The 24,215-nt window shown below is 54.7% G+C and carries 26 protein-coding genes; 10 read left to right on the top strand and 16 right to left on the bottom strand.

Annotation, left to right across the window (positions count from 1 at the left end):
* Nucleotides 1–3 precede the first annotated feature (3 nt).
* Genes HYT79_09710 through HYT79_09695 form a run of 4 tightly spaced genes read left to right on the top strand, consistent with a single transcriptional unit; the run spans nt 4 to nt 2,979 of the window.
* On the top strand, nt 4–819 hold the full coding sequence (locus tag HYT79_09710; protein MBI2070861.1) for a PHP domain-containing protein: 816 nt from the start codon (nt 4–6) through the stop codon (nt 817–819).
* Nucleotides 820–859: 40 nt separating this feature from the next.
* Nucleotides 860–1,642 carry a hypothetical protein gene (locus HYT79_09705; protein ID MBI2070860.1) on the top strand — a complete coding sequence of 261 codons (783 nt, stop codon included), beginning with the start codon at nt 860–862 and terminating at the stop codon, nt 1,640–1,642.
* 45 nt (nt 1,643–1,687) lie between these two features.
* The gene (trxB, locus tag HYT79_09700) at nt 1,688–2,626 is read left to right on the top strand and encodes a thioredoxin-disulfide reductase (protein MBI2070859.1); all 939 of its coding nucleotides are present in this window, start codon (nt 1,688–1,690) and stop codon (nt 2,624–2,626) included.
* Nucleotides 2,627–2,664: 38 nt separating this feature from the next.
* Nucleotides 2,665–2,979: a 4Fe-4S binding protein gene (locus HYT79_09695; GenBank protein MBI2070858.1), complete on the top strand. Its 315-nt coding sequence runs from the start codon at nt 2,665–2,667 to the stop codon at nt 2,977–2,979.
* Nucleotides 2,980–3,029: 50 nt separating this feature from the next.
* On the opposite strand, the gene HYT79_09690 is transcribed toward HYT79_09695, so the two are convergent.
* The 6 genes from HYT79_09690 to HYT79_09665 form a co-directional block, all read right to left on the bottom strand.
* A complete protein-coding gene (locus HYT79_09690; protein MBI2070857.1) occupies nt 3,030–4,310 on the bottom strand; it encodes an amino acid permease in 1,281 nt (426 codons plus the stop codon).
* An 85-nt stretch (nt 4,311–4,395) separates the two neighbouring features.
* Nucleotides 4,396–5,127, bottom strand: coding sequence for an ABC transporter ATP-binding protein (locus tag HYT79_09685; protein ID MBI2070856.1), 732 nt, complete (start codon nt 5,125–5,127; stop codon nt 4,396–4,398).
* The gene (locus HYT79_09680; protein MBI2070855.1) at nt 5,108–5,893 is read right to left on the bottom strand and encodes an ABC transporter ATP-binding protein; all 786 of its coding nucleotides are present in this window, start codon (nt 5,891–5,893) and stop codon (nt 5,108–5,110) included. Before HYT79_09680 ends, HYT79_09685 begins: the two co-directional genes overlap by 20 nt.
* 40 nt (nt 5,894–5,933) lie before the next feature.
* The gene (locus HYT79_09675; GenBank protein ID MBI2070854.1) at nt 5,934–6,950 is read right to left on the bottom strand and encodes a branched-chain amino acid ABC transporter permease; all 1,017 of its coding nucleotides are present in this window, start codon (nt 6,948–6,950) and stop codon (nt 5,934–5,936) included.
* Between the two features lie 11 nt (nt 6,951–6,961).
* Nucleotides 6,962–7,864, bottom strand: a complete 903-nt coding sequence (locus HYT79_09670; GenBank protein ID MBI2070853.1) for a branched-chain amino acid ABC transporter permease — start codon at nt 7,862–7,864, stop codon at nt 6,962–6,964.
* Complete coding sequence (locus HYT79_09665; GenBank protein ID MBI2070852.1) at nt 7,865–8,998, bottom strand: branched-chain amino acid ABC transporter substrate-binding protein; 1,134 nt, start codon at nt 8,996–8,998, stop codon at nt 7,865–7,867.
* A 65-nt stretch (nt 8,999–9,063) separates the two neighbouring features.
* Here HYT79_09665 and HYT79_09660 point away from each other — a divergent pair, with 65 nt between their 5' ends.
* From HYT79_09660 to HYT79_09650, 3 genes are all read left to right on the top strand, one after another.
* Nucleotides 9,064–10,329 carry a cation-translocating P-type ATPase gene (locus HYT79_09660; GenBank protein MBI2070851.1) on the top strand — a complete coding sequence of 422 codons (1,266 nt, stop codon included), beginning with the start codon at nt 9,064–9,066 and terminating at the stop codon, nt 10,327–10,329.
* Between the two features lie 4 nt (nt 10,330–10,333).
* Nucleotides 10,334–10,615, top strand: a complete 282-nt coding sequence (locus HYT79_09655; protein MBI2070850.1) for an ATP-dependent Clp protease adaptor ClpS — start codon at nt 10,334–10,336, stop codon at nt 10,613–10,615.
* A gap of 130 nt (nt 10,616–10,745) precedes the next feature.
* Nucleotides 10,746–11,204: a response regulator gene (locus tag HYT79_09650; GenBank protein MBI2070849.1), complete on the top strand. Its 459-nt coding sequence runs from the start codon at nt 10,746–10,748 to the stop codon at nt 11,202–11,204.
* Nucleotides 11,205–11,230: 26 nt separating this feature from the next.
* Here HYT79_09650 and HYT79_09645 read toward each other — a convergent pair whose 3' ends face one another.
* From HYT79_09645 to hemB, 5 genes are read right to left on the bottom strand one after another with little or no spacing between them, the layout of a single operon-like run.
* Nucleotides 11,231–12,058: a hypothetical protein gene (locus tag HYT79_09645; GenBank protein ID MBI2070848.1), complete on the bottom strand. Its 828-nt coding sequence runs from the start codon at nt 12,056–12,058 to the stop codon at nt 11,231–11,233.
* Nucleotides 12,039–12,776 carry a hypothetical protein gene (locus tag HYT79_09640; protein MBI2070847.1) on the bottom strand — a complete coding sequence of 246 codons (738 nt, stop codon included), beginning with the start codon at nt 12,774–12,776 and terminating at the stop codon, nt 12,039–12,041. The genes HYT79_09645 and HYT79_09640 overlap by 20 nt, the downstream gene beginning before the upstream one ends.
* Before the next feature lie 31 nt (nt 12,777–12,807).
* Entirely contained in the window at nt 12,808–13,977 is a 1,170-nt protein-coding gene (locus HYT79_09635) for a glutamate-1-semialdehyde 2,1-aminomutase (GenBank protein MBI2070846.1), read from the bottom strand.
* Complete coding sequence (locus HYT79_09630) at nt 13,946–15,613, bottom strand: carbon starvation protein A (GenBank protein ID MBI2070845.1); 1,668 nt, start codon at nt 15,611–15,613, stop codon at nt 13,946–13,948. Before HYT79_09630 ends, HYT79_09635 begins: the two co-directional genes overlap by 32 nt.
* Before the next feature lie 38 nt (nt 15,614–15,651).
* Nucleotides 15,652–16,671 (bottom strand): porphobilinogen synthase, encoded by a 1,020-nt coding sequence (gene hemB / locus HYT79_09625; GenBank protein ID MBI2070844.1) that lies wholly within the window; start codon nt 16,669–16,671, stop codon nt 15,652–15,654.
* Nucleotides 16,672–16,743: 72 nt separating this feature from the next.
* Here hemB and HYT79_09620 point away from each other — a divergent pair, with 72 nt between their 5' ends.
* Nucleotides 16,744–17,739: a metallophosphoesterase gene (locus tag HYT79_09620; GenBank protein MBI2070843.1), complete on the top strand. Its 996-nt coding sequence runs from the start codon at nt 16,744–16,746 to the stop codon at nt 17,737–17,739.
* 12 nt (nt 17,740–17,751) lie between these two features.
* Entirely contained in the window at nt 17,752–20,463 is a 2,712-nt protein-coding gene (locus HYT79_09615) for a pyruvate, phosphate dikinase (protein MBI2070842.1), read from the top strand.
* 36 nt (nt 20,464–20,499) lie between these two features.
* On the opposite strand, the gene HYT79_09610 is transcribed toward HYT79_09615, so the two are convergent.
* Nucleotides 20,500–21,303 (bottom strand): hypothetical protein, encoded by an 804-nt coding sequence (locus tag HYT79_09610; GenBank protein MBI2070841.1) that lies wholly within the window; start codon nt 21,301–21,303, stop codon nt 20,500–20,502.
* Nucleotides 21,304–21,592: 289 nt separating this feature from the next.
* Here HYT79_09610 and HYT79_09605 point away from each other — a divergent pair, with 289 nt between their 5' ends.
* Complete coding sequence (locus tag HYT79_09605; protein ID MBI2070840.1) at nt 21,593–22,654, top strand: ATP-binding protein; 1,062 nt, start codon at nt 21,593–21,595, stop codon at nt 22,652–22,654.
* Between the two features lie 134 nt (nt 22,655–22,788).
* On the opposite strand, the gene HYT79_09600 is transcribed toward HYT79_09605, so the two are convergent.
* The 4 genes from HYT79_09600 to HYT79_09585 all read right to left on the bottom strand — a co-directional run.
* Nucleotides 22,789–23,223, bottom strand: a complete 435-nt coding sequence (locus tag HYT79_09600) for a PIN domain-containing protein (GenBank protein ID MBI2070839.1) — start codon at nt 23,221–23,223, stop codon at nt 22,789–22,791.
* On the bottom strand, nt 23,220–23,498 hold the full coding sequence (locus tag HYT79_09595) for a type II toxin-antitoxin system VapB family antitoxin (GenBank protein MBI2070838.1): 279 nt from the start codon (nt 23,496–23,498) through the stop codon (nt 23,220–23,222). The genes HYT79_09600 and HYT79_09595 overlap by 4 nt, the downstream gene beginning before the upstream one ends.
* 117 nt (nt 23,499–23,615) lie before the next feature.
* Entirely contained in the window at nt 23,616–23,972 is a 357-nt protein-coding gene (gene erpA / locus HYT79_09590; protein MBI2070837.1) for an iron-sulfur cluster insertion protein ErpA, read from the bottom strand.
* A gap of 69 nt (nt 23,973–24,041) precedes the next feature.
* Nucleotides 24,042–24,215: hypothetical protein (locus HYT79_09585; GenBank protein ID MBI2070836.1), on the bottom strand; the 174-nt coding region annotated here is incomplete at its 5' end.

The raw sequence follows: 24,215 nt of genomic DNA, 5'->3' as shown, positions 1-24,215 counted from the left end.
TCAATGCCGCGATTTGATTTTCACCTGCACACGCATTTCTCGGACGGCACATTGCCGCCCGCCGATCTCATCGCTAAACTGAGCCAAGAAGGCGTTGATTTTTTTGCGATTACGGACCATGACTCCATGCGCGCGCATATCGGCCTTGAGACGGCTGCCTTGAAGGGCATGCGTATTTTTCCGGGCGTTGAAATCAACACCAATGCCGTGGGAGAAACGTTGCATATTTTGGGTTTCGGCCGTTCGCTCTTAAACAACGCGGCGTTTCAGGAGAAGCTTGAATTATTTCGCGAGTCCCGGCGCAAGCGCGCGGGGGCGATCGTGGATCGCTTGGCTGCTTTGGGCGTTGCGATCACGATGGAGGACGTCGACGCCCATGCCAAAGAAAGCATCGGCCGGCCCAATATCGCGGATGCGCTTAGGAAAAAAGGCGTGGTTGAAACGAGAGAAGAAGCCTTCCATCGTTTTTTATTAAAGGGTAAACCCGGTTACGCGCCGCCTTTGGGCCCGGAACCCAAGGAAGCGATCGGCGCCATTGCCCAAGCCGGCGGCGTGGCCGTGCTGGCCCATCCGGGCGTGGCTAAAATTAACGACGAACGTTTGGCCGCTTTGGTGGGCATGGGTTTGGGCGGCATCGAGGTTTATTACCCGAATCACAGTCCTGCTCAAACCCGGGATTATTTGGCCGCGGCCAGAAAATACGGCTTGCACGCCACCTGCGGCTCCGATTATCACGGCCCGGCCAGCGGACGCGAGGAAATGATCGCTTTCGAATTCGAGGAGCGGGATTTTTCAGATTTTCTTGAAGCCATCAATTGACCCTTGACAGAGTTTGCGGAGCCCTCTACAATAACTAGGCGTGTCATTTCCTTTCTTTAAAGTCGAATCAAGGCCGATCTTGATCGCCCATCGCGGGGCCTCCGGTTATGCCCCGGAAAACACTTTGGCCGCTTTTAAGCTCGCTTTGGATATGGGCGCGCGTTTTGTTGAGCTGGATGTGCATCAGACCAAGGACGGGCAAATCGTGGTCATTCACGACGACAATTTGAAAAAATTCGCCCGCGTTAAAAAGAAAGTCGCTCAAATGACGGTTGAAGAAATCGCCAAGGTCGCCATCGACGGCCATTGGGACAAGCGTTACGCCCATGAGCGTATCCCAACGCTGGAAGACGTGTTGACGTTGATCGCCCGGCGGGCTGTGGTTGACGTGGAAATTAAGGGTTCCGACAACCTTTATCCCGGCATCGAGGAAAAAGTTTTGGCTATTTTGGAACGAAAAGGCTACAACGGCATGTCCTATATTTCCAGCTTCAACATCAAACGCTTGGAGCGCGCGCGCGAGCTGTCATCCACCATGCACTTGGGGTATTTAATGGGGGTCAAACCTCTGGCTGTGGTGATTAAGGAAATGCGGGATTTGCGTTGCGATGCCTTGCTTGTGTCTAGACGGCAAGCCAATCGTACCCTCATTCAAAAGGCGCATCAGCGGGGTTTCCATGTCGGCGTTTACACGGTTAACATGAAATCGCAGTGGGATGAGATGGCCACCCGGCGCGTGGACGCGATTTTCACCGATTATCCGGATATTCTGGGCCTTCCCGAATATCAGGAACCCACCCTCGGCCTCACTAACGGCGAATAGCGCCGGCCGCTGTTTGTCTTCCGAAATCGCTAAAATTTGTTCATCATGGCTTCAAGGGAAAAGTGTTTGATCGTCGGCAGCGGCTGTGCGGGTTTGACGGCCGGCATTTACGCGGCGCGTTCGGGCCTCGAGCCGTTGATCATCGGCGGCTTGGTGCCGGGCGGGCAATTGATGCTGACTTCCGACGTTGAGAATTTTCCCGGATTCGAGAAGCCGGTTGTGGGCCCGGATTTGATGGAGAACATGCGCCGCCAGGCGGCCCGTTTGGGCGTGCGCTTTTTAAACGACCAGATAGAAAAAGTGGATTTTAAAAGGCATCCGTTTGCGGTTCAGACTTCCGACGGCAAGGATTTCGATGCCCTGACCCTGATCGTGGCCACCGGCGCCAATGCCAAGTGGCTGGGCCTTCCTTCCGAGGGCAAATATCGGGGCAAGGGCGTGTCCGCATGCGCGGTGTGCGACGGTTTTTTCTTTAAAGGCAAGGAATTGGTGGTGGTCGGCGGCGGCGACACGGCCATGGAAGAAGCCACATTCTTGACCCAATTCGCTTCCGGCGTGACGGTCGTTCATCGCCGCGACAAACTGCGCGCATCGTCGGCCATGGAAGAAAAGGCCCGGCACAACCCGAAAATCAGTTTCATGTGGGACTCCGCGGTTGAGGAAGTTTTAGGCGACGATTTGGTCACCGGCGTACGTTTGAAGAATTTGAAGACGGGTAAAGCCCAGAACGTACCGTGCGGCGGGCTCTTTATCGCCATCGGCCATGAGCCCGCGACGTCTTTTTTAAAAGGCCACCTGCCGTTGAACGACAAGGGCTATATTCAGGTTCTCGAGGGTTCCTGGGTTAAAACTTCGGCGGGCGGTGTTTTTGCCGCGGGCGATTGCGTGGATTTTCGCTACCGCCAGGCGGTCACGGCCGCAGGCTTCGGCTGCATGGCGGCCATGGAAGCGCGCTGGTGGCTTGAGGAAAAAAATCTGCTCTGATAAAATACGGTTTAGCTTAAAAAGGGGGTTTCTGACGTATGCCATATGTGATTACTGAAAAATGCCTCGGCGAGCGTTATGCAACATGCCAGGGCGTCTGTCCCGTGGAATGCATTCACTCCGGAGAACACAAGGGTCAGGTTTTCATGATTATCGATCCCGATGTCTGCATCGATTGCGGGGTTTGTTTGCCGGAATGCCCGATCGGCGCCATTGTTTCAAGCGTTGATGAAGACCCGGCCGGGGCCGCGCTCAACAAGGAGTTGACGCCCTCGTTTAAAGGCAGCCCCAAGCCTGAAGTTCGGCCGCCGAACGATCCTCCCAAGAAACCGGGGAACAAGCTGGTTAAATAAAAGCGAGTTTACTCAAAGTTTCTTTTGCGCCAGGCGTGAGCCTGGCGCTTTTATTTAGGGTTGACGGCGGCCGGTCGCCGCGCGTTGTTGTTTCTGTAAACGGCGGCGAGCAATAATCCCAGGGCCAATGCTCCCGCCGAAGCAATGATTTCCGTTGATTTGGCTTGGGAGCTTAGATAGAGAATAACCCCTATGCCTAAGAGCGGCGCCGCCGACCCCAAGGGCAGGCTCCAGGAGGCGTTTTTTCCTTGGCGCGAGAGTTTGAGCGCCGCCGCGCAAGTGATCAGGTACTGCGTGGCCGTTGTTACATTGGATAAATCCACCAATTTTTTGAAATCGAGAAACATGGCTAAGACAAAAACAACCGCGGTTGTCGCGGCAATGGCCCGGTAAGGCGATTGATATTTTTGGTGCACGCCTTCGAACCAGCGGGGGAAAAAACCGCTGCCGCCTAAAGCGAATAAATAGCGCGGCGTGGTCAATGCCGCTCCCGTGGTGTAGCCCAAGGTGGAAATCGAGGCCCCGATCGCCATTAAAGCGCCCAGGGGCGCCCAGAGAAAGGCGGCGGCTTGAGCCAACGGTTTTGTCGAGCCGGCAAGATCGGGGTAGCTTCCTACGGCCACTGATTGAATTAAGCTGTAGAGCAACGTGGCTCCTAATAAAGAACCGACCGCAGCCAAGGGGATGTCGCGTTTTGGATTTTTAGCTTCGCCCGCCGGAACCGGGGTGTGCTCAAAACCTTGACAGGCAAAAAAAGCGAAAAAAATAGCCTGGCTCATGGGCATTAGTCCGTGCGGAGCGAACGGTGAAAAATGCTCGGGCCGTATAAAACCAAAGCCGATCACGATAAAAAGCACAAGAGGAATGAGTTTGGCGATGGTAAAAAAATCAGTCGTCTTGGCCGCCGGACGTATGCCCCGGTAATTTAATATGCCTAACAACAAAACCACGGCTCCGGCTACGATTTTGACGGCTGCCGTGGAACCCAAGGCGTCGGAAAAATGCCCGAGGTAGGCGCCGATCGCATTAGCCACGGCCGCGAAGCTTAACACTTGCATCACCCAACTGAGCCAGCCCACGCCGTAGCCGATCCATGGCCCGAAAGCTTCTTGGGCGTACACATAGGGTCCGCCTGTTTTTTCCGTGCGGCTGGCGAGCCAGGCAAAGCACAAAGCCACCGGGGTCAGCATCAGTCCGCACAAAGGAAACGCCAGAACGGATGCCGGTCCCAGACGGCCGGCCAGAAGCCCCGGGAACAGATAAATGCCCGAACCCACGATGGCATTGACGCCTAGGCAAAGAATATCGAAGAGGCGGAGTTCTTTTTTCATGGTTTCCGGTTTGCAACCTTCAACCATTTCCTCGCCGACCCGCTTCGCGAGCCAGAAGCTGCCGGCGGCAGGCTCTGGGACTTGGTCAAGCGACGCCGAGGTAGGCGTCCTGAACCTTGGGATCGGCCAGGAGATTTTGCGCTTTGTCTTCCATAATCACGGCGCCGGTTTCAATGACGTAGGCGCGGTGGGCGATTTCCAGCGCCCGGGCCGCGTTTTGTTCCACCAGGAAGATGGTTTTGCCTTCGCGGTTGATGGCGGTGATGATTTCGAATATTTTGTCCGTCACCACCGGGGCCAAACCCATCGAGGGCTCATCGAGCATCAAGAGCTCTGGCCGCATCATCAAGGCGCGGGCTATGGCCAGCATTTGCTGCTCGCCGCCGGATAATGTGCCGCCTGATTGATCACGGCGCTGGCCCAGTATGGGGAATAATTCAAAAACGTGCCGGAGGTCCCTCTCGATCCCCCCGGCGTCGGATCTGGCGAAGGCTCCCATTTCGAGATTCTCAAGGACGGTGAGCCTGGAAAAAATTTTTCGGCCCTCGGGCACATGGGCTAACCCCAGGCGCGCGATTTCATGAGACGCCAAATTTGTGATAGCGGCTTGTTTAAATAGAATCGTTCCTTGTTCGGCCGGCAGAAGGCCGGAGATGGTTTTGAGCATCGTGGTTTTGCCCGCGCCGTTGCAGCCGATCAAGGCCACGATTTCCCCGCGCCGGATGCTTAAATCAACGCCTTTTAAGGCGCGAATTTTTTTGCCGTACACGGCATGAACGCCTTGAAGCTCCAAAATTTTATTTGTGTTGTCCACCATGTTTTCCCAGGTACGCTTCGATGACTTTTTGATCCGCCGCCACGTCGGCGGGCGTGCCTTCCGCGATTTTGACGCCGTGATCCAAGACCACGATTCGGTCGGAAATGCCCATCACTAGACGCATATGATGTTCGATCAAGAGAATGGTCAATCCGGCTGAGCGCAATTGCCGGATCAGGCCCACCAACTGCGTCGATTCTTTGGGGTTCATCCCCGCGGAAGGTTCGTCTAAAATCAAGAGTTTCGGGCCGGTGGCCAGCGCCCGCGCGATTTCCAGGCGCCGCTGATCCCCGTAGGGCAGATTCTTAGCCAATTGATTGGCCTGGTTCAACAGCCCCACCGTGGCCAGGTTTTCTTTGGCGCGTTTTTCGATGGCCGCTTCTTGGCGCACGAAAGACGGCGCCCTCAATAGCGCGCTTAAGAAATCGTTTTTGCTTTGAACGTGGCAGCCCACCATCACATTTTCCAAGGCGCTCATATTGGCGAATAATCGGATGTTCTGGAATGTGCGCGCCAGACCCAAGCTGACGACTTTATGCGGAGCCAAGCCCCTGATCGGGCGTCCTTCAAACGCGATCGAACCGGCCGTTCCTTTATAAACTCCGGTCAATACATTGAATAGGGTGGTTTTGCCCGCGCCATTGGGGCCGATGAGGCTGACAATTTCTCCCGTATGAATCGTCATGGTCACGCCTTCAAGGGCTTTGAGCCCGCCGAAATTTTGCGACAAGCCGGCTACGCTGAGCAATGCGGGCCCTTTCGGCATCGGTGTTTGAGCGGCCGGCGATGGAGCTCTATCCACGAGTTCAGACAGCGGCATGCTCTTGATCCAGAATTTCAAATTCCCTGCGCCGGGAGGGCCAGAGACCCTGAGGCCTAAAAAGAACCGCCAACACGAGAACAAGGCCGAACACAAAATAGCGGTAATTGATCCATTGGGAACCCACTAAAACGGCTTGGAGCATTTGCGGCACGCCGCCTAAGAGCACCGTGCCTAGAATCACGCCTTTGATCGAGCCCATGCCTCCGGCCACGATCATGGATACCAGAAGGATGGATTCCCAGAATACGAAGGATTCCGGGGTCACAAAACGCTCCCAATGAGCGAAAATCGAGCCGGCCAAACCCGCGAAAAACGCGCTGATGGTGAACGCCGCAAGCTTAAGCTGAGCCACGGGCAGGCCTGAAAGCTGGGCCGCTGTTTCATCTTCACGAATCGCCACCCAGGCGCGACCTAGACGAGAATCTTCCAGTCGCCGGGCAATCAGAACGGACAAAAGTACGGCACCCATAATCAGATAATAATAATGCGTGTTCGTGCTTAATGTGAAGCCGAAAATTTTAGCCGGCCAAATGGCTTCGCCCACGCGCGGCAGGCCTTTGGGGCCGTTGGTCAAGGAATCCCAGTTGTTTAATACCAAACGCGCGATTTCTCCGAAGCCCATGGTTACGATCGCCAAATAGTCCCCACGCAGCCTTAAAATCGGAATGCCTACCCAAACCCGAACGACCACGGCCGCCAGCGCAGCCGCTAAAGTCGCCGGAACAAAACTCCAGCCGCGCACGGACAATAACGCCGCCGTATACGCGCCCACCGCGTAAAAGGCGATGAACCCCAAATCAAAAAGCCCGGCATAACCCAAGGTGAAATTTAAACCCAGGGCCAAAACAACGTAAAGGCCGATTTGCCCGGCCACGCGCAGGGCATAGGGATTAAATCCGCAGAGAACCGGCCATAAAGCCACGGCCGCCAGCACGACCCAGAATCCGACGGTGGATAAGGGAGGTGATTTTTTCGACAGGGGGGAAATTTTAATAGGCATAAGGGACAACCCTATACTTTTTCAGCCACGCGTTCGCCTAAAATACCGGAGGGCCTAATCAGCAGCACGCCGATCAAAACGACAAAAGCCACCACGTCTTTCCATTGGCTGCCGTTGGGGATGTACCCTGCGGCCGCGACCTCCAGAAGGCCCAGAAGAAATCCGCCCAGCACTGCGCCCGTGATATTGCCGATGCCGCCTAAAACCGCGGCGGTAAAAGCTTTGACGCCCGGAAGAAAGCCGAGATTATATTTGATCGAGCCGTAATACATGCCGTTTAAAACCCCGGCAGCGCCGGCCAACGCTCCGCCCACTAAAAACGTGAAGGCAATGATACGGTCCGCGTTAATGCCCATCAAGCCGGCGGTGGCCGTGTCATCCGCGCAGGCGCGCATGGCTTTGCCGATTTTCGTTTTTTGCACCATCAGGTGCAGAACAATCATCAAGAGCAAGGCTGTGGCGAAAATGAGCAATTGAAGCGATCCCGCGGCCACGGGGCCGATGGTGAGAGAGCGTTCCGGCAAAATCGCCGGGAACGGCAGGGATTGATTGCTGACCCAAAGGAACACGGCATTCGACAGCATGATGGACACGCCGATCGCGGAAATGAGCGGCGCCAGGCGCATCGCATGGCGCAACGGCCGGTAGGCGAGGCGCTCGGTGATCACGCCTAAAAGTCCGGCGCCCAGCATGGCCGCGAAAAAAACAATCACGACGCCCGGCCAACCCAAGCCCCAATTGAGGCAAAGCGAAGAGGCGCCCAGCCCCATGAAGGCCCCGATCATCAGAAATTCCGAATGGGCGAAATTAATCATCATGAGGATGCCGTAAACCAAGGTATAACCCAGGGCGATGAGGGAGTAAATGGAGCCTAAAACGAGACCGTTAAAGAGCTGTTGAAGAAACACCAGTATTTAGTTGACGATGGCGAATTCGCCGTTTTTTACCTGAGTCATGGTGATGATTTTGTTTTTGGTGTCGCCTTTATCGTCGAATTCGGTCACGCCCAGAATGCCTTCAAAGCGCGTCCGGCGCAATTCCTCAAGCACCTTGGCGCGGTCCGGGCCGACTTTGGTCAAAGCGTCTAAAACGATATTGGTGGCTTCATAAGCGAAATGGTCGAACGGTTTGACGTCCACGCCCGGGTATTTCTCATTGTATTTTTCCAGAAAAGGCTTGGCCGAGGCCAAGTGCTCGACCGGAATTCCGGTGATGGAAAGATAAGCCCCTTCCGAGGCTTTGCCCGCGACTTTGATCAACTCATTGGTTTTTGAGCCGTCACCCGAGAAAAACGTGGTTTTAAATCCCAACTCTTGGGCCTGGCGCATGAGCAGGGCCGCTTCCATGTAGAGCCCGCCGAAATAAACGCCTTGCGGCTTATCCGCTTTGATGCGGGTGAGGAGAGCCTTGAAATCCCGGTCGCCCATGGCAATGCCGTCAAAGCTGGTGATTTGCCCGCCGCGGCCGGAGAATCGATCCTTAAATTGTTCGGCCAATCCTTGCCCATACGGAGTTTTGTCATGAATCACCGCGATCTTGCGCATGTTGAGTTTGTCGAAGATGAAATCTCCGGCGAATGAGCCCTGCACGTCGTCGGTGGGAACCACGCGGAAAACGGTTTTAGGCAGAACCCAGGATTCCTCGAGTTGTTGACTGGTCAGCTTGGGGTTGGTTGAGGCGGGGGAAATCATGGGAATGCCTGAGCGCGCGTACACTTGGGCCGCGGGGATGGAGCATCCGGAATTGTAGTGCCCGATGACGGCCACGATGTTGGGGTCGGAAGCCACAAGATTGGCGGCGCTCACCGCTTCTTTGGGGTCGGCTCGGTCATCAAAAGCGCGCGCTTCGAGAGGAAAGGGGAAGCGTCCGGATTTGTTCGCTTCCTCCACCGCCAATTCCACGGCCCGGCGTACGCCTTGCCCTTCCGTGCCCACGTCCCCGGTTAAAGGAACGGATACGGCGATACGCACTGTTTTTGATTTTTGCGTGCAGGCAACGGGAAGGGCGGCCAATAGTCCTAAACAAACCGCGCGTAACAATGGATGCATAGCGCTCCCTTTCTCCCTCTCTCCCGAACGTCCCAAACCTCTGTAAAATACGATCAAGGTCTATTATGCAAATTCTTTTTCTTTTCTTGCTGATGGCGGCCATGGCGCTGGCGCCGCTGGGCATGATGATTTTCTGGGCGCTGCAGAAAGGCGTTCCATTGCGCCATTGTTTTTCTTGGCCGCGCTTTTTGATTTTTTCCAGAAGAGGCGTGGTCATACGCAGGACAACGCCCTTGGTGGGCTGTTTGCTGCCGCCCGAATCTTCCGTTGATCAAATCGATTTTTTAAAAACCATCTACAGCCTCGAGCGCGGCCATCCGTCCGCGGATAATCCCATCACCAGGGCTGTATTGAAAGTGGGCCGGGCCAATCGATGGGAGCCGTGGCCCGCGGAACATCTTCGGGAATTTCCGGGTTTGGGCTTGGGCGCGGTGGTGAACGGTCGCGCCGTGATCGCGGGCAGCGCCCGGTTGATGCATATGAGCTCGGTGGAGTGCCCGCCCACGTTGCTGCGCGAAGCGGCCCGGCAGGAAGTGCTCGGCCGCCGCGTTGTGTATGCCGGGTGGGAAGGGCAAGTGCGCGGCTTGCTTTTATTCGAAGAACAACCGTTTGATGATGCCGTTGAAGCCGCCCAGCTTCTTCGGGACCAAGGCGTCAACATCTTGGCCGTCTGTTCCGGCGCGTCCGAAGAAATGGTCGTTCAAACCGCCGGGCTCATCGGCGCCCAAGAGCGGCGCTTTGATTGCGGCCCGGAAGAAAAAGAGGCGCAGATTAAAGAATGGAGCGCTCGATTCACGCGCGTTGTGATGCTGGAGCCGCGCGTGGCCCTTAGCCTTCTGGCTAGAGCCTGGATCGCCCGGCGCTGGGCTCTGCGCTATTTAGGCGCCGCGCTTTTAGCCTTGGCCTTGGGCGCTGCGTCTTTGCTTTTTGCCGGCTGCCAGCGCATTAACAGCCCCCGATTTCTTCAGGGAAACGTCGTGCTCGGCGACGACGGTTTGAGCGCCGTGGCTAATCAGCCCAACTCCGTTTGTTTTTTGATCGCCAAGGATCAATGGGGTGTTCCGGTCATCATCAAACGCTGGCTGAATCCTAAATTTCCTCTGGCGTTTCGCCTGTCCCGAGCGGATTTGATCATTCCATCGCGCCCATGGAAAGGCCCGTTTTATATGGAGGCGTTCCTATTCGTGTCCAAAGACAAAGCCCAGGAATTGCCCGCGCCCAAGGACGCGGCCAGAGGAATGATCGAGCACCCGGTCTTCCCGTCTTTACCCCGGTCCTGGAGAGGCTCGCCGTCTTCCGGCCGCATTGAAATCGCGCTTAAGCGTCCCTAAGCCGATGCCGACGGTAAACCCCGTTAAAGAAAAAAAGAGCCGGCCAAGTGATGATGTTTTTTTCGGCTGGAAAACCATTCTTTTTAATTGCGATTGCCATACCTTCGCGGATGTGATCGTGCAATTATTGAAGGCCATCCGCTGCACCCGTCATCAGGCTGAAACTATTGCCTGGCAAGTGCATAACACCGGCTCGGCCGTCGTCTACCAAGGGCCCCGGGAAAAATGCGAAGCCGTGGCCGCGGTGCTGGAAGACATCAAGCTCAAGGTCAACGTAGCGCAGTAGAATTTCGAGGGCGACGACTTCAACCCGAACATGTGAGCTGACTCACATGGCGGTAAAACGTCATCGGGGTTATAACTGATGGTTTGGCCGCCGCTTCGCCATTTGAGGGCCCAACCTGGAGGTTGCGTCCATGGATGCCCCGGATTCCCACGAATCAAGCATACCGACCATTTTAATGGTCGACGATGACTACGAAGACCGTGAAATCGTCGCCGCATTAATGCGGCATCATTGCTGCCATTTGTTGTTGGCCGCCGGAGCGGCGGAGGGGTTGAAATTAGCCGACCAAGTGAAGCCTGATCTCATTATTTTGGATATCCGTATGCCTGAGTTGGACGGTTTGGAGGCTTTAAAGAAGCTTCGCCAAAACGAAGCGACGCGGGAAACCCCGGTTTTAATGCTGACCGCGGCCGACGATCGCGACAGCATTGACGCGGCTTTTTCCTGCGGGGCCAATGATTATATGACCAAGCCCATTTTTTTGGAGCGATTGAATAAAAAAATCGCCAAACTTCTTTACCCCGCTTTTCCCGGCATGCGGGAGAAGCAGTTGCCCCGCAATGTGATGAAGCCTTTTATGGAACAATGACGCGATGTTTTGATGTTTAGGGACCCTTACCAAATGACGCTGTACTGGGCTCGAAAACTCGTTTCCAGTTCGGCGATCGAGGCCCATTTTCCCGGGAATCCGAGGGCTACGGCCTGATCCAGGGTTTTTTTGGCCTTGAGATTCTTGAGGAATTCATAAAAACCAACGCGTCCGCCTTGCTCCATCAGAAAATTGACCAAAAGCCAGCTCTCCACGTAAAAAATCCGCGCTTCTTTTTCTTTGTGATCGAGCGCGGTTCTGGCGGTGGTCAGCTTGGCTAAGGGCAGGTAATAGCCTTTCAAAAAAGGAAGCGCGTTTTTATAGGCGTTTTGTCCGCCGTCGGGCTTGGCTCGCGATTCCTCCAGCATGGCCAGGCCTTCGTTCAACCAAAGCAAATCATCGCGATGTCCGCCGAAAAACTCAAAGAAAACCAAATGAGCGATTTCATGGGCCAGCACTTCGGCCAATTGCTCTTGGTCGAACGTCAGGATCGAACCCCGGCTGAACATGGCGCCGGACCATTCGGGCATGCCGGACTTTTGAAAATACTCGGCGCCTGTGCGATAAAGATAAATGGGGTACAGGCTGTAGGGCCTGACGGCATCGGTGAGCTTGGTGTCGGCTAAAATACGCTGGTAAATATCGTCCGCCAAACGAACGACGGCCTGGGCTGCTTCCGGAGGGCCGATCACTTTAAAATAAAGACCGTCGATTTCCCGGTAAGGCGCGCCGGGCATGAATCGCGGGTTTTGAGCCACGTTTTGTTGGTTGCTGACGACAGGCCCCAGAGAGCAGCCGCCCAGATAAAGGCCGAACAGGCCAAAGGCGAAGAGCTTATTGATTCGCGGCAACAAGGGGCAAGTGATGAGTTTTATTATGGCGGTCTTCGCGGCGAAGCGTGTTTTGCAGATCGCCGAGCATGCGGATTTGGGCTTTGAGAATGCGGGCAATTTCCGGCTGGGCCCAACCCGACCGGTTCTTTTGACGTTTTAAACGCGCTTCTTTATGCCGCAAGGCGCCGCTTGCGTCTTCGAGCAGCTTGGGGATGGTTTCCAAGCCTTCGAAACTGTGGCCTAAGCGCGATTTGACGAAATAGCCGTTGACGAATTCATCGAAGGCATCCGGCCCTTCAAGATAAGCGATTCGCCCTTCGAATAAATAATCGAACCACATATACCCGTAAAAATCCCGGGCCGCAGCCGCTAAAACATTCACGTCAAGGGCTGAGAGATAAATAGCCTCCGCTTTAAACGCGCGGGCTTCGGATTCCAGGGAATAGGGGCGACGGCGGAAGTGATCATAGGCGTGCTGGATTTCATGGGCTAAAATCGCGGCTTGAAAATCCGGCTGCTGATCGCGCAGCCCCGTGTCCATGACGATTTCCCGGTTGACCGAGTCAAAATGAGCCGACTCCTTGTTTTCTTCGAGTTTGCCGTAATGGAATTGATAACGTTCGGCCGTGAGGCGCTTCAACGCCTCGCGCAAATGCCCCAGCTTGCTGGCCAGCGGGGCCCGGCTTATTCTTTGTTGGAATAAAGCTAAAACGCGTTTCAATTCCCGGTTGGCCGGCATAAAACCTCCAGGGCTTCCTGGGCGCCTCGGATCACGGCATTGATTGCTCCTGGAAAAAGCGGGCGAACAGCTTGGTGTCCGTTTTTTGGGCCGATGCGTTGTCGTAAATGGGCGTTTCCGTGAAAAATACCGTCCATAAACTTCCCCGTTGAATGACTTGAAAAGGAAGCCCCAAGCGCGTGGCCGTGTGCGTGAGCGAGACCGCAAATTTTTTGCTTCGGGCCTCGAGTTTGGGGTAAGGGTTGACGCGTTTCAAGACATTTAACGCGGCCAAGCCTCCGGCCACGGCCACGGGATTGCCGGAGAGCGTGCCCGCATGATAAACGCCGCCCAAAGGCGCCAAAATATCCATGAAGCGCGCGGCGCCGCCCACGGCCGCGATGGGGAAACCGCCGCCGATAATTTTGCCCAGGCAAACCAGATCGGCTTCCATGGCATCCGCCAAGCCGCCCCATTTCAGGCGAAAACCGGTGATGACTTCATCCGCGATCAGGAGGCTGCCGTAACGGCGGGTGAGGGAACGCAGTCCTTCCAAAAATCCGGCTTTGGGCAAAACCAGGCCCATATTCGCGGCCGCGGGTTCGACGATCACCGCCGCAATTTTATCCCCGGTTTTTTTAAACGTTTCCTCAACGGCCGTCAAATCGTTGTAGGGCACAACGATGGTTGTTTTTGCCCAGGCTGCCGGCACGCCCAGCGAAGACGGTTGCCCCAAGGTCAAGGCGCCGGAGCCGGCCGCCACCAACAGGCTGTCATGATGCCCGTGATAGCCGCCTGAAAATTTAACGATGAAATCCCGCCCGGTCGCGCCGCGTGCGATGCGCAGCGCGGTCATGGCGGCTTCGGTTCCTGAGCTCATTAAGCGCACGCGTTCGATGGTTTTTGGGAAGGCCCGGCGGAGGGTTTCCGCCAGAAGGATTTCGTTTTCATGGCAGGCGCCGTAACTGGCGCCCTTGTTCATGGCTTGGCGAGCGGCCGCCAAAACCTGAGGATGTCCGTGGCCCAGGATCAGAGCGCCCCAGGACTGAACTAAATCAATGTAGCGCTTCCCGTCCGCATCCCAGCAATAAGGCCCTTTGGCTTTGCGGATAAAAAGAGGGTGGCCGCCGACGCTTTTAAAGGAGCGCACCGGGGAATTGACCCCGCCGACCAAGATTTTTTTGGCGCGATTAAACAGTCGCTCTGATTTTGGCCTTATCATGGGCAGTTGTCGTTAAAAATGCCTTCCCCGCTTGATACAAAAAAACAATGGCCAGAAGAAAGAGCAGAGCGCCGGCTGCGTTGACCAAAGAGAATGTCAACCCGCCTTTGATCCAGTTGATATTGATGCCGGCGAGCGCGGCCAGAGTGACCACGGCCATGAACGCGCAGGGGATTGCGGTCACCAACCATTGGCGCTTTTCTTTTTTTAGCCAAACCGTGACCGCGGCCAAGGTCAGGCACGCCAAGAGTTGATTGGATGCGCCGAACAACGGCCAATAGGCTTTCCAGGCCGGGGGAGCCCCTGGTTTGGCGGCTAATAGAATAATCAGCGGCAGGGCCATGGTGACGCCCGTGCCCAAGTATTTGCCTGACGGTCCGGCCAGCCCGGTTAATTCCTGGAAAATGTAGCGGCCCAGGCGTGTTGAGACATCCAGGGTGTCATAGATGAACGTGGCAAAGGCGAGCTTGCCGAAGGAAACGCCGAAGGCATAGGGAATGCCGCCGACGGTCATAAATGCGGCCAAGCCCCGGGCATAAATTTCATCGGGAGATAAATGCGCGGCTTTGCCCTCGGCGGACATGGTGATAAAGGCTCCCAAGGCCACCAGCGCCACAAAAGCCTCCAAGAGCATGCCGCCGTAGCCCACGATTTTGGCGTCCGTTTCTTTGGCTATTTGTTTTGAGGTCGTGCCCGAGGACACCAGCCCGTGAAAACCCGAGCACGCGCCACAAGCGATGGTGGTGAATAGAAAAGGGAATACGGTGACTCCGGTTGGGATCCAATGAGTGTCCGGAGGCGTCCACCCTGACGGGATTGCAGGGCGGTAGAAGAGAAATCCGACAATGCCCGCAGCTAAGCTTGCGTACAACAGGAATCCGCCTAAATACCCTCTGGGTTGTAGAAGCGTCCACAGGGGAATGACGCTGACGACAAAACAATAACCAAGAATAATGATTTGCCAGGTTTTTAGTCCTAGGGCCAGGGGAAAATGCTGCCCCAACCGGATGAAGAAAAGAAGAAGGCCGACTCCGATGATCGTTAATAAAGAAAGTGAGAGTTTGTTTTTGCGCATGACCGCTCCCATGCCCAAGGCCAAAATCAGGTAAAAAATCGAGGTGGTGGCCACGCCCGGCCCGAAATTCTGCTCCCCTAATTCCGGGCGGCTGATAAACGCAGCCGCGGTCAAATCTGTGAAAACAAGGATTACATAAAGGAGGGAGAGCCAGATAAAAACCAAGAATATTTTCTGGGCGAAGGGGTTGATGTGAATGCCCACCACTTCCGCGATGGAGCGCGCTTGATGGCGCACGGAAGCCATCAAGGCCGAAAAATCATGAACCGCGCCGATGAAAATTGCGCCCAGGACCACCCAAATCCAAGAGAGCGCCCAACCGTATTTGCCCGCCGCTAAAATGGGGCCGGCAATGGGGCCGACAGCGGCGATGGCCGCAAAATGCTGGCCTAAAAGAATAACGGGTTTGGCGGGCACGTAATCATTGCCGTCATTCATGGCGACGGCAGGCGTGACGCGCTTGGGGTCAAGGCCGAACACGCGGCCGACAAAGCGTCCGTAAAAAATATACCCGAGGGCCAAGGCCAAAGCCCCGCCCAAACCGATGACAACAAGCGGCATTTCGTTTTAGTTTAGCTTTTGAGACGGGACAGTGTCCGCTAGAGAAGGCTTAGGACTTCTTCGGTAAAGTAAGAGATGATCAAATCCGCGCCCGCGCGGCGGATGGACAGCAAGGATTCCATGAGCACGTCCTGGCGCCGGGCCATGCCGCTTTGAGCGTATTGCTCAAGCATCCAGGCTTCGCCGGAAACTTGGAACGCGGCCATCGGGTGGGAGAAGGTTTGCTTGGCCCTGGCGATAATGTCCAGGTACGGCAAAGCGGGTTTGACCATGACCATATCCGCGCCTTGCTCGATATCCAGGCGGATTTCGCGCAGCGCTTCCTCGGCATTGGCCGGGTTCATTTGATAGGACTTTCGATCGCCGAAACCCGGCGTTGATTGTGCTAATTCCCTAAACGGGCCGTACATGGTTGAAGCGTATTTGGCGGCGTAGGAGAGAATAATCGTTTCCTTAAAATTATTTCGATCCAGGCTTTGGCGAATTGTCGCCACTTGAGCGTCCATCATGGCGCTGGGCGCCACGATATCAGCTCCTGCTTGGGCCAAGCTCGCGGCTGTTTTTGCGATGAGCTCAAGCGTGGCGTCGTTGTCCACGCGTTCGCCTGTCAACACTCCGCAGTGCCCATGATCCGTGTATTCGCAAAAGCACAGATCAGCGGCCACGACCAGTTCGTCGCCGAACGATTTTTTAATCGCCCGAACCGCGTTTTGAATAATCCCTTTTTCGTGCCAGGCTCCGGTCGCTTCGGGATTTTTGTTGTCAGGGATGCCGAAGAGGATGACGGAGCGGCCGCCTTTTTTAACGAAGGTTTCAAGATGGCGCAGGAGATCGCTCAAGCAGCGTTGCGGGTGATTGGGCAATTGGCCCACGGTTTTTGATTCCGGCCCTTCTCTGACGAAAAGCGGGGCCATGAGTTGATCCTTGGCCAGCCGTGTTTCCTGGACCATGGCGCGCAGGGCCGGGGTGCGCCGCAAGCGCCGGGGGCGTTGGGCGACGGCGAAATCGGGGCGGCGGTTGGAAGGGGTTGTTTGCCGGGGGGCTGTTTTTAGGGGCATGGTTTCCTTCTATTATACGAGAGCCGGGTCAAAAAATTTGAGCCGCCGGGAAACGGCTATAATGGCGAACGCGTGTTGTTCGGGATTTTGTTATCTTTGGTTTTTATGAACGCTTCCGCCTACGACTTTACTCGGCCCGCCGGCAAGGCGGTTATTTTTGGGGATTCGCGGCCCCAGGACCCCTTTGAACGCCTGATCGGTTTGGAAAATACGGACCGCATCCGGCCCCAAATTTTTCAAACCATCGCCAGTGAGAAAGCGAACGCTATTTTTCATGCGGGCGATATCGCCGCCAACGGCGCTTTGCGTGCCGGTTTTTGGAAATGGACGGGTTGGGAAACATTCCGGCGCGAAGTGTGCGCGACTGTGGGTTGCGGGGCCAATTTTTTTCCGGCCATCGGCAATCATGATTACGGCAATGTTTGGGGCCATCTTCCGGGTGTGTCCGCCCGCGCACTGCGCCTTTATTTTGAGCAATTCCCGCATTTGGGCGGCCGCACCTATTACAGCGTGTCGATGGGGCCGGTTCTGTTCTTGGTGATGGATTCCAATTTTGAATATTTTGGCGAGCGAACGCTTCAGGAAGAGGTGGCCTGGGCGCGCGCGGTTTTGGAGCGCGGGCAGGCTGATTTAAATGTGACGCATATCCTGCCCATTTATCATCACCCGGCTTACACCAATGTGTCGCGCCACGTCAAGGAACGGCGCGAAGTCCAGGAACATTTTGTCGAATTGTTTAAGCGTTATGCAAAGGTCAAAGCCGCGTTCTCCGGGCATGTGCACAGTTATGAGCGCATCCCCAGGGAAGGGATTCAACATATCGTGACCGGCGGGGGCGGGTCCCCGCGCTTTAAGCTTAAAGTCGGAAAAGGCCGGCGCCATTTGGATTTATACGCTGAATCGGACACGACGTTGCGGGATTTCCATTACATGCGTTTGACGACGGAAGCGGCCGGCCTGCGCGTGGAAATGGTCCGGCTTCACCAAGGCGCGTGGAGCGTCGGCGATTCTTTTCTGCTTAAGGCGAAAACGGATCATGTTTTTCAGGGCAGCGGCGCCGCAAAATAATTCGGAGGAAGTATGATCTCTGAGGCACCGGAGTCAACAGTGGACCATAAAAAAACGGCTCAAAAATTCGTGTATTCCTTCGGTTCCGGCGCGGCCGAAGGCGATGCCGATTTAAAAAATTTATTGGGCGGCAAAGGCGCCAATCTGCATGCCATGACCAAGCTGGGCTTGACCGTTCCTCCGGGGTTCACGATAACGACCGAGGTTTGCACGCACTATTACCAAAGGAATCAACAATACCCGAAAACGCTTGAGGCGCAGGTCGAGGAGGCTTTGGGCCGCATCGAGGCGTCCATGAATTTTAAATTCGGGGACTCGGTCAAGCCGCTGCTGGTTTCCGTGCGTTCGGGAGCGAGATCGAGCATGCCCGGGATGATGGATACGATTTTGAATTTGGGTTTAAACGACGCAACGGTGCGCGCTTTGGCGGCGCTGACCGACAACGAACGTTTCGCTTACGACAGCTACCGCCGGTTTGTGTCCATGTACGCAAAAATCGTTTTGGGTTTGGACGGGGCTTTTTTTGAGAAAGCCCTCGATAAGAAAAAGCGGGAGAAGGGAGCCACGGCCGATCATGAGTTATCTGCCCAGGACGCGAAGGCCTTGGTCGAGGAATATAAATCTATCGTGATGATGAAAACAGGGAAACCCTTCCCTCAGGATCCCAAGGAACAGTTGTGGGGAGCCGTCGGCGCGGTGTTCGGCTCTTGGATGAAGCCCCGGGCCGTGGCTTATCGAAAGTTGAACCATATCCCCGAGTCCTGGGGCACGGCCGTCAACGTCCAGTGCATGGTGTTCGGCAATATGGGCGAGGATTCGGCCACCGGCGTGGCGTTCACCCGCGATCCGGCGTCCGGGGAGAAGGAATTTTTTGGCGAATTTTTGGTCAATGCCCAGGGCGAAGACGTGGTCGCCGGCATCCGTACGCCGCAGCCTATCAATGCGGCGTCGCAGAATACCGCGAACGGCCATCATCAAACGCTCGAAACCTTGATGCCCGCGCTTTACGGTGAATTGGCCGCCATCGGCGGCCGCCTTGAGAAAAATTTCCGGGATATGCAGGATATTGAATTTACTATCCAACAGGGCCGGCTTTATATCCTTCAGTGCCGCAACGGAAAAAGAACGGCCAAGGCTGCGCTCAAAATGGCCGTGGATATGGTTCATGAGGGTTTGATCGACAAGAAAGAGGGCATTTCGCGGGTCCGCCCAGAGCAATTGGAGCAGCTTTTGCATCCGACCATCGATCCTAAGGCCAAGAGAGACGTGATCGGCCGTGGGCTTCCGGCTTCTCCCGGCGCCGCCTCCGGCGCTATTGTATTTGATCCGGAAACTGCGGAGCGCTGGGTTAAAGAATCCAAAAAGAAAGTGATTTTAGTGCGCGTGGAAACCAGCCCGGAGGATATCGTGGGCATGAATGTGGCGCAGGGCATTTTAACGGCGCGCGGCGGCATGACATCGCATGCCGCTGTCGTGGCTAGGGGCATGGGCAAATGCTGCGTGGTTTCTTGCGCTGGGCTTGAGATCGATGAGAATAAAAAAGAGGTCGCTTTCAGCGGCCGGGTTTTCAAAGAAGGCGATGACTTGACGCTCGACGGCGCAACCGGCGAGGTGATGGCCGGGGTCCTGCCCACGGTCCCTGCGGCCGGCGACGCAAATTTTACGGAATTCATGGGTTGGGCGGATGAATTCCGCCGTTTGGGCGTGCGGGCCAATGCCGACACCCCAAAAGACGCGGCCCAAGCCCGTTCCTTTGGCGCGGAAGGCATCGGGCTTTGCCGCACCGAACATATGTTTTTTGAGCCGGATCGCATCACCGCAGTGCGCGAGATGATTTTGGCTAAGACCGCCGAAGACAGGGAGCGCGCCCTTCATAAAATTTTCCCCATGCAAAAGCAGGATTTTGTCGGTATTTTAAAGTCCATGCGCGGATTTCCGGTCACGATCCGTCTTTTGGACCCGCCGCTTCATGAATTTTTGCCTCATGGCGACCAGGAATTGAAAGAGCTGGCCGATGATTTAGGCATCAGCGTCGAGGACATCCACCGCCGGGCGGAGCACTTAAAAGAATTTAATCCCATGCTGGGCTTTCGCGGCTGCCGTCTGGGCGTGATTTACCCGGAAATCTATTCGATGCAGGCCAAAGCCATTATGGAGGCGGCTGCGGAGCTAGCCATTCAGGGCGTCGAGGTGTTGCCGGAAATCATGATCCCGCTGGTGGGGTATGATTCCGAGTTCGAGGCGATCCGCGAGGACATCGATCGTCAGTGCCGGGCCGTGCTTCAAAAATTAAAAACCAAGGTGGACTATAAAATCGGAACCATGATCGAGCTGCCCAGGGCTTGCCTGGTTGCGGATCGAATCGCGAAAACAGCCGAGTTTTTCAGCTTCGGCACCAATGATTTGACCCAGATGACCTTGGGCATTTCCCGCGATGACGCGGCTTCGTTTATCGGGTCTTACGTCGAGAAGAAAATTTTTGCAACGGACCCCTTCAGCTCGCTCGATCAGGAGGGCGTGGGCGCTTTGGTCATCCAGGCCGTCAAATTGGGCCGCCAAACAAGAAAGGATTTGAAAATCGGCATTTGCGGCGAGCACGGCGGCGATCCCGCGTCCGTTCATTTTTTCCATAAAGCGGGCCTTGATTACGTCAGTTGCTCGCCTTTCCGGGTGCCCGTCGCGCGCCTCGCCGCGGCCCAAGCCGCGCTTTCTGAGAACGAGTGAAAGCATTGGCGGCTCTATGCGTCGGCCTTTTGTTATTTACGGCCCCTTCCGTTCTGTTCTTGAGTCTTCTCTAGATCCATCTAAAGTCGATGGGACGCCGTCGTACTCAATACTAAGAATATGCCGGCAGAGAACAGAAGCCTCAGCGTGGTAGTTTCTATTTTCTATTCCTGCGTTGTAGGCATAAGACAAAACAGACCGGCAATCGGGACTTTCTAAATTCCCGTTCGAATAGGAAACGCTTAGGATTGCACCGGTACGGGCTTTGGACTTTTTTAGTCCCACAAACCGATGCAAAAAATCTCCCACCGATGCTCTAACCAGACGCCCATCTCTGCTCTTTGAGACAACAATTTGGGGAGAAGAGGACAGTCTGTCGGTGATCTCATTAATGATCGCGCCAGGGAGGATGATATGAAAGAGAAGCAGTTCGATCGGACTTTCGGGAGGATCAATTGGCCCTGTCGCGCCAAGAGAAATGCGGCCATAGCGATTGCAGGGGACGACAGCTTCTCCAATCCAAGCGTTGGGGCAGCAGGGGTGACGCCTCTCGGGATTAGGCATTTTGGTCACCTCTTCCTCGCTGGCGCCATAACGCCAGTAGGTGTAGGTACAATTCTCATTATTTGAATCCGGCAATCTTTTGATCAGCGTCACGGTCTGTCCTTCGTTGACCGTAACCCCGGCATGAAAATTAAGAAAATCGTAGACGTTGATAAGTTCGTGCGCGCCGTCGCCGATTAGTGCGACGTTCTGTGTCCATGCTGCTGCCTCGATAACATTGGTCAGCGTTAAAATCCAAGCCATCATGGTGGCCGCCGATTTTTGTCGAGAGGACATTTTCAGCACCCCCTGCTCTTTTAGGTCTTTTATATGTATACACCCCCCCCTGGGAATTTCAAGAGGAAATAAAAAGTTGGCCAGGGGTAAAGAATTGATAATGCAGCCTGCCCTTAGCGATGAGCCAAGACCGTATTTCGCAAGGCTGGTTTTAAAAATTGACTAATTTCATCTATGGTCAAAAAAACTATTGATTTTTTTATACTATAGGTTAAAATAGTATAGATACATTATGGTTCCTATACGACGTTACCTGGCCCCGCAAGTTACCCGCGATCTTAAGGAAAAAATGGTGATTGTGGGGGGACCCAGGCAGGTGGGCAAAACCACTTTGGCCAAAAGCCTGCTTAAAAATACGCAGGGCTACCTTAATTGGGATATTCCAGAGCATCGCGAAAAAATTCTGAGATACCAACTCCCCCGGGCTCCCCTTTGGGTGTTTGACGAAATACACAAATACCGCTCTTGGCGCAATTACTTAAAGGGGCTTTACGATAAAAACGGCCCCGGGCAGAAAATGCTCGTTACGGGAAGCGCTCGTTTGGATTTCTACCGTTTTGGCGGCGACTCGCTTCAAGGCCGCTATCACTATTTAAGATTCCATCCGCTTTCTGTCGCGGAATTAAAAATCACCAACAGAAAAGATTTTGACGCACTCTTGACTCTCGGCGGGTTTCCAGAGCCGTTTTTTAAAGGATCGCCGGAGGCGGCCAAACGCTGGGCCCGCGAATATCGCAACCGCCTCATCCGCGAAGACATAACCGCCCTGGAAGGCATTCAAGACCTTGGCAATTTGGAGCTTCTTATTCTTCGCCTGCCCGAATTGGTGGGCAGCCCTCTTTCCTTAAATGCCCTCCGGGAGGATCTTTTGGTAAGCCACAAAACAATGGCTCATTGGATTATGGCGCTCGAGCGCCTATACGCTGTTTTCCGAATTGCCCCATTCGGCCCACCGAAAGTTCGCGCCATCAAAAAGGAGCAGAAGCATTATCATTTCGACTGGTCTTTGGTTCCAGATTTGGCTGCGCGTTTTGAAAATATGGTGGCCGCGCATCTTTTAAAGACAATTCATTTTAAAGAGGACGCCAAGGGCAAGGACATGGAATTGAGGTATTTCCGCACTCCGGATGGCCGCGAGGTGGATTTCGTGGTGTTGGAAGACAGGAAACCGATACAGCTGGTTGAATGCAAGTGGAGCGATTCGGAAATCAGTAAAAATTTACGCTACCTTAAGGTAAAGTTCCCAGAGGCCGAAGCCTGGCAACTTTCAGCCGCCGGCAAAAAAGACTACGTTTCCCCCGATGGCATTCGCGTCGTCCACGCTTTGGAATTTTTGAAAAGTCTTATTTAGTCAAGAAGTGCCGTCGGCTAAATCAGCCGCAGCCGCAGGCTGCGATCGAAAATTTTGGCACAAATACTTTCCTTCAGGCTTTTTTCTCAAAAGCGATACAAGGGAGAAACAAGCTAGAAACGACGGCCGGGCCGCTATTGAAGCGGATTGACGGCGGAAAGCCCCTGAATGTTTTCAAAATGCTTCAGGTCCGCCGTGCAGATTTGATTGACGCCGTGCTCCAGGGCCGTGGCGGCTAGGTAAAGATCAAAAATCAACCCGCCACGCCTTTGGGGAAAATTTTTGAGCAATTCCGCCGTGATGGCATTCGCTTTCAACGATGGGATGAGGATGGAGAGGCCGCAATGCATCATGGATTCCACGATTTCCGCAGCGACGGAAGCCGCAATGGGCGGGTTGGTTTTTTTAGGATGAGTCACGACGGAAAAAAATTCCCATAACACCTGAGGAGCCAGGCAGAATTCCCCGCGTCTGTTGAAAGCGTCCGATAGGAACGAACGGGCGCGTTCATGCCCGGGCGCATTCGTCAGCCAAGCGTAAACCAGGATGTTGGTATCGATTAAAGTCAACGGTATTTACCTCGCCTTTCTTTGACTTTGGGCACTTTATGCTCCAGGTATTCTTCATAAATGGACCCCCGATCCAAACCGCCTTTAAGCGACGCGTTGAAGGGGGGAAAGCGATCCATGAGGGAATCTCCCTGCGCCGGAGCGTGGGAAGGTTTGTAGAGATATTGGCGTAACGCCTCCTCCACTACCGCTCGAAGCGGTTTATCCTGCTCTAAGGCCAAGCGTTTAGCTTGCTTGAATAAAGAGTCGTCCAGCATCAGCGTCGTTTTATGCATTTCAAATACAGTTTACCATAAAACCATATTTACGTCAATAAGGGCAAATAACAGAAATGGTTGGGTTCAGAAAAAAATACCGACGAATTGTCTAAGCTAAAACGTCGTCGGCTGAAATCAGCCGCAGCAGCTTTTGGGGGAGCCTTGCTCGCCTTTGGCTTTGAAGGACTGACCGCAGCCGCAGGTCGAGGTGGCGTTGGGGTTGTTGATGGTGAATCCGCCGCCCATCATGGCGTCTTTGTAATCGATGGTCACGCCATCGAGGTAGTTGACGCTGTTGGCGTCCACTAAAACCGTAATGCCGTGAAGATCGCTGACCGTATCGCCTTCTTGTTTTTTATCAAAGGCCATGCCGTAGGAAAATCCGCGGCACCCGCCTGCTTGCACGAAAACGCGCAGGCCTAAATCCTGGGCCGCTTGCTTGGCCAGCAATTCTTTGACTTTTTGGCTTGCGGGTTCGGTTAATGTGACCATGAGATTCTCCTTCAATTAAGGGTACCTCCTTATTATATCAGAGCGCAAGGGGGGGCGCCTGCCGGGGGCTTATGGGTTGTCGATGTCGAGCAACCGGGCTTTTGGCTTTGCATCCGTATCAAGCGTGAGGCATGTTCCGGGGTAAATGGAAGGGGTCTCTCCGGTGAGCCATTGAACGAGGCCGCCCAATTGCGGTTGATGCCCCACCAGCGCGGCTTGAGCGTAATTTTTACCTTCGAATTC

Source organism: Elusimicrobiota bacterium (assembly GCA_016180815.1).
Lineage (GTDB): Bacteria > Elusimicrobiota > Elusimicrobia > JACQPE01 > JACQPE01 > JACPAN01.
This window is presented reverse-complemented; position numbering and strand designations above follow the sequence as displayed.